The organism is Pseudomonas baetica, assembly GCF_019733355.1.
In the GTDB taxonomy this organism is placed as follows: Bacteria; Pseudomonadota; Gammaproteobacteria; order Pseudomonadales; family Pseudomonadaceae; genus Aquipseudomonas; species Aquipseudomonas baetica_A.
Genome location: NZ_JAIHLQ010000097.1, coordinates 1 through 3,708, shown reverse-complemented (window position 1 = coordinate 3,708; position 3,708 = coordinate 1). Strand labels below are relative to the sequence as shown.

The 3,708-nt window shown below is 55.9% G+C and carries 4 protein-coding genes and 3 tRNA genes; 3 read left to right on the top strand and 4 right to left on the bottom strand.

Annotation, left to right across the window (positions count from 1 at the left end; all coding sequences use genetic code 11):
• Nucleotides 1-121: 121 nt before the first annotated feature.
• Complete coding sequence (locus tag K5E40_RS34090) at nucleotides 122-1,120, bottom strand: LysR family transcriptional regulator (protein ID WP_221734408.1); 999 nt, start codon at nucleotides 1,118-1,120, stop codon at nucleotides 122-124.
• A 90-nt stretch (nucleotides 1,121-1,210) separates the two neighbouring features.
• Here K5E40_RS34090 and K5E40_RS34085 point away from each other — a divergent pair, with 90 nt between their 5' ends.
• The 3 genes from K5E40_RS34085 to K5E40_RS34075 all read left to right on the top strand — a co-directional run bounded on the left by K5E40_RS34085 (nucleotide 1,211) and on the right by K5E40_RS34075 (nucleotide 3,334).
• Entirely contained in the window at nucleotides 1,211-1,837 is a 627-nt protein-coding gene (locus K5E40_RS34085; protein ID WP_221734407.1) for an alanyl-tRNA editing protein, read from the top strand.
• 89 nt (nucleotides 1,838-1,926) lie between these two features.
• On the top strand, nucleotides 1,927-2,697 hold the full coding sequence (locus tag K5E40_RS34080; RefSeq protein ID WP_221734406.1) for a 2OG-Fe(II) oxygenase: 771 nt from the start codon (nucleotides 1,927-1,929) through the stop codon (nucleotides 2,695-2,697).
• Between the two features lies 1 nt (nucleotide 2,698).
• Complete coding sequence (locus K5E40_RS34075) at nucleotides 2,699-3,334, top strand: LysE family translocator (RefSeq protein ID WP_221734405.1); 636 nt, start codon at nucleotides 2,699-2,701, stop codon at nucleotides 3,332-3,334.
• A gap of 137 nt (nucleotides 3,335-3,471) precedes the next feature.
• Here the strand turns inward: K5E40_RS34075 and K5E40_RS34070 are convergent.
• The 3 genes from K5E40_RS34070 to K5E40_RS34060 form a co-directional block, all read right to left on the bottom strand.
• Nucleotides 3,472-3,547, bottom strand: a tRNA-Gly gene (locus tag K5E40_RS34070).
• 6 nt (nucleotides 3,548-3,553) lie between these two features.
• A tRNA-Gly gene (locus K5E40_RS34065) sits at nucleotides 3,554-3,629 on the bottom strand.
• A gap of 3 nt (nucleotides 3,630-3,632) precedes the next feature.
• Nucleotides 3,633-3,708 (bottom strand) — tRNA-Glu (locus K5E40_RS34060).

Sequence of the window (3,708 nt, the reverse complement as noted above, 5' to 3'; positions counted from 1 at the left end):
GAGAAGCGATCCTGATCTACAACCAGGAACGCCCGCACCTGTCCTTAAAATACAAAACGCCCGATGCAGTGCATCGGGCGTTGGGGTGAAACAGGTGTAAACCTATTTCAGGACTAGACAGTTAGAGCAGCCCTTCACTTTCAGGCAATTCATAGACCATCGCAGCATTACTCGCGCCGCCCGACTTACCGGGCTTGCTCAAGGTCGGCTCCTTCTCCAGACACTCCACCAGGTAGTCGATAAACACCCGCAGCTTCGGCGGCAAATAACGCGTCGGCGAATGCAGCAGCCAGAGTCCGCCATGGTAAGAAGCCAGGAAGGTCCACTCTGGCAATACCTGCACAATCAACTTCTGCTCCAGGGCATACCGCGCGGTGAAGTACGGAAGGCTGCCAATTCCAATATGCTGCAACACCGCTCCCAGCCTCACGCCAGTGTGATTGGCGGCATATCGGCCACGCACGCCGACCGTCACGGCGTTGCTGCCTTTTTTGAATTTCCAGCGCGCATCGCTTGGGGTTTCCCCTAGATAAATGCAGCTGTGTTCGAGCAAGTCGTGAGGGTGCTTTGGCGTGCCGTTTTCGGCCAGGTATTGCGGGGTCGCGCAGAGCAAATGGTCAATCGTCAACAATTGCCGCCCTACCAACCCGGCGGGCGGCCGATCGGTGATGCGAATCGCCAGATCGACATGATCGTCGATCAGATCGACCTGCCGGTCCTCCAGTAACAACTCCACATCGACTTTGGGATAACGCCGCAGAAATTCGGGCATATGCGGATGAATCACGAAACGCCCCACCGCTTTCGGTACGCTGACCCGCACCAGCCCTTCAGCCTCATGGGTGAACTGGCCGCTGATTTCCATCACGGACTTGGCAGCGCTGACCATTTCCTGGCAGCGCTTGAACACCTCTTCTCCCCCATCACTCAGGCGCAGTTTGCGCGTGGTGCGCTGCAGCAACCGTGTGGCCAACGCTTTTTCCAGTCGGGAAATGCTGCGGCTTATCGCTGAAGGCGACGATCCGAGTTGGCGGGCGGCTTCAGAAAAGCTGCCAGTTTCAACGACCTTGACGAAAATCGCCATTTCACCGAGTAACGGCAGCGGTAGATTTATGCTCACAGCGCACAAGTCCTTTGATGTTTGAACGGATTATCACGTTATTGCACGATTCATATAATAAAAATAGAAACTTTAATAAGGGCATGGAATATGACGCTTCGCCTCTTTTTCCATAGTGATGACCTCAAGGCTAATGTAGAAGTCCTCGACTGCACGCCCCACGAGAACGAATTCGCGGTAGAACTGCGCGCTACCCTGTTTCATCCGCAAGGGGGCGGCCAACCCTGTGATACCGGCTGGATCGGCGCAAGCCAGGTGCTGCGCGTAGTGCAAGAAGCGGATCGAATCATCCATTTCGTTGATCAACCGGTCACGCTCGGCATGACCTGTATTCGCGTCGACGAAGATCGCCGCTGCTTCAACACTCGCCTGCATTCGGCCGGGCATTTGATCGGGCATTTCGTCCAGGCCATGGGGTGGACGCCTATCAAAGCACACCACTGGCCGAATGAAGGCCGGGTGCAATTCAAGCCAGGTGATGCCGCACAGGAAGTTGACGCACACACCGTTCAACTCGGTATCGATCAGTGGATCGAGCACGATCTGCCACGCCTGACCTCGTTGCGCGAAGGTGCGCGGGAAATCGGTTTTGGTGAACTGCCAGCCTATGGCTGCGGTGGCACCCATGTACGAAGCCTGAAGGATCTGGGCACAGTCACGATCGCGTCCCTTTCACAGAAGAAAGGCACATTGTCCGTCCACTACAGCGTGGATTGAGCATTTTCGGACATTGCTCCGCGCAATGTCCGGCGCCGGGGAACCGCATTCGCCGGTTCCGTTGACTATCGATAGATGGACCTAAAAAAATGATGCTAGACGTCGAGCGTCTCGATGAGACGTGCATAAAAAAACTGGCCAACGAAGAAGTCCTCGCCATTCGCGTCAAAGGCTTTTTGCCCGAACCGCTGGCAATCCAGATTGGCGACAAGATTCTCGCCCCAGGCTTTGAGGGCTACATCAACGCACCGAGTATCGGCCGTATCGGTATGGCGTTTTACGAGGCGGAAAACCAGCCGCTGCTGATCGAGGATTACTTCGAACGCGCCACCAGCAACATCGCTGAACTGCGTAATCGCTGCGCCCCCTACTCCTCACCGGTCGATACACTGCGCTGCATGCTCGACGAGTCGTGGCCGGCCGGTGCGCATCTGGAAAATCTATACGGTCGCAAAATGTACGTCGGCCTGTCGCGAGTCGTAAAACCCGGCGTGTGCTTCCTCGCCCACCACGACATTTTCGCCAAGGACGCACCGGAGAGCTTTCAAGCGCGCAGCCTGGAAGCACAGTTTGCCTGCAACGTGTACCTGAACATGCCGACCGAAGGTGGCGCGTTGCAGATGTGGGACGACGATATATCGCCCGATCTGTTCGACGAGATGCGTGGCGACAGTTACGGCATCGACCCGGCTCTGCTTGGACCACCCACACTCGAAGTTCGGCCAGAACCCGGCGATTTCATCATGTTCAATTCGCGCTGCATGCACTCAGTGACTCCGGGTGTAACGGATCCGCGCTTGAGCCTGTCCTTCTTTGTCGGCTATCGCGGCAATGCTTCACCCCTGACCTTCTGGAGCTGAGATGTTATCGAATTACCTGGGCGAGTTTCTGGCGCTGGCCACCATTCACTTTCTGGCCGTGGTCGCTCCCGGCCCTGACTTTGCGGTCACTATTCGCCAGAGTGTGCGCTTTGGCCGACTGGTGGGCATCTGCACGGCATTGGGCATCGGCGCAGGGATTTCCGTACATGTGCTGTACACATTGCTGGGCGTAGGCGCATTGATGCACACGACCCCATGGTTGCTGACGGTTGCCAAAGTGATTGGCGGTGCTTATATCCTGTACCTGGGTGTCAGCCTGCTGCGTAGCAAACCGAAATCGACACTCGAGGGGAAAACGAACGACGAGCCGATAGCTGAACAAACCCTGTTCAAAGCCTTCAGTACCGGTTTTCTGACCAATGCCACCAACCCGAAAGCCACACTGTTCTTTCTCGCGATCTTTACCACGATCATCAGCGCCAGCACGCCACTTGAAATTCAGGCGCTTTATGGTTTGTGGATGTGCTTGGTGAACGCCCTATGGTTTGTGGTGGTTGCGCTGTTTTTCTCAAGCAGCAAGGTTCGACTGCTGTTCATGCGCATGGGGCACTGGTTCGAACGCACCATGGGCGTCGTGCTGATTTTGTTTGCCGGTCGACTGATGCTGTCCTGGTAATCAGAACTGAAACGCAAGAGGCCCGCCGAATCTCTTCGGCGGGCCTCTTTTTTTGACTGACTCGATGACTTCAATCAGTAAAGTAAAAACACACGCATACAAAAACGCCGCTCTATTGAGCGGCGTTTTTGTGAAATTGGAGCGGGAAACGAGACTCGAACTCGCGACCCCGACCTTGGCAAGGTCGTGCTCTACCAACTGAGCTATTCCCGCANAAATTGGAGCGGGAAACGAGACTCGAACTCGCGACCCCGACCTTGGCAAGGTCGTGCTCTACCAACTGAGCTATTCCCGCAAATGGCGTCCCCTAGGGGACTCGAACCCCTGTTACCGCCGTGAAAGGGCGGTGTCCTAGGCCACTAGACGAAGGGGAC

Bases quoted from the DNA above. Each gene is read 5' to 3' on its own strand.
- K5E40_RS34075 (WP_221734405.1), top strand. From the start codon at position 2,699: ATGTTATCGAATTACCTGGGCGAGTTTCTGGCGCTGGCCACCATTCAC.
- K5E40_RS34080 (WP_221734406.1), top strand. From the start codon at position 1,927: ATGATGCTAGACGTCGAGCGTCTCGATGAGACGTGCATAAAAAAACTG.
- K5E40_RS34085 (WP_221734407.1), top strand. From the start codon at position 1,211: ATGACGCTTCGCCTCTTTTTCCATAGTGATGACCTCAAGGCTAATGTA.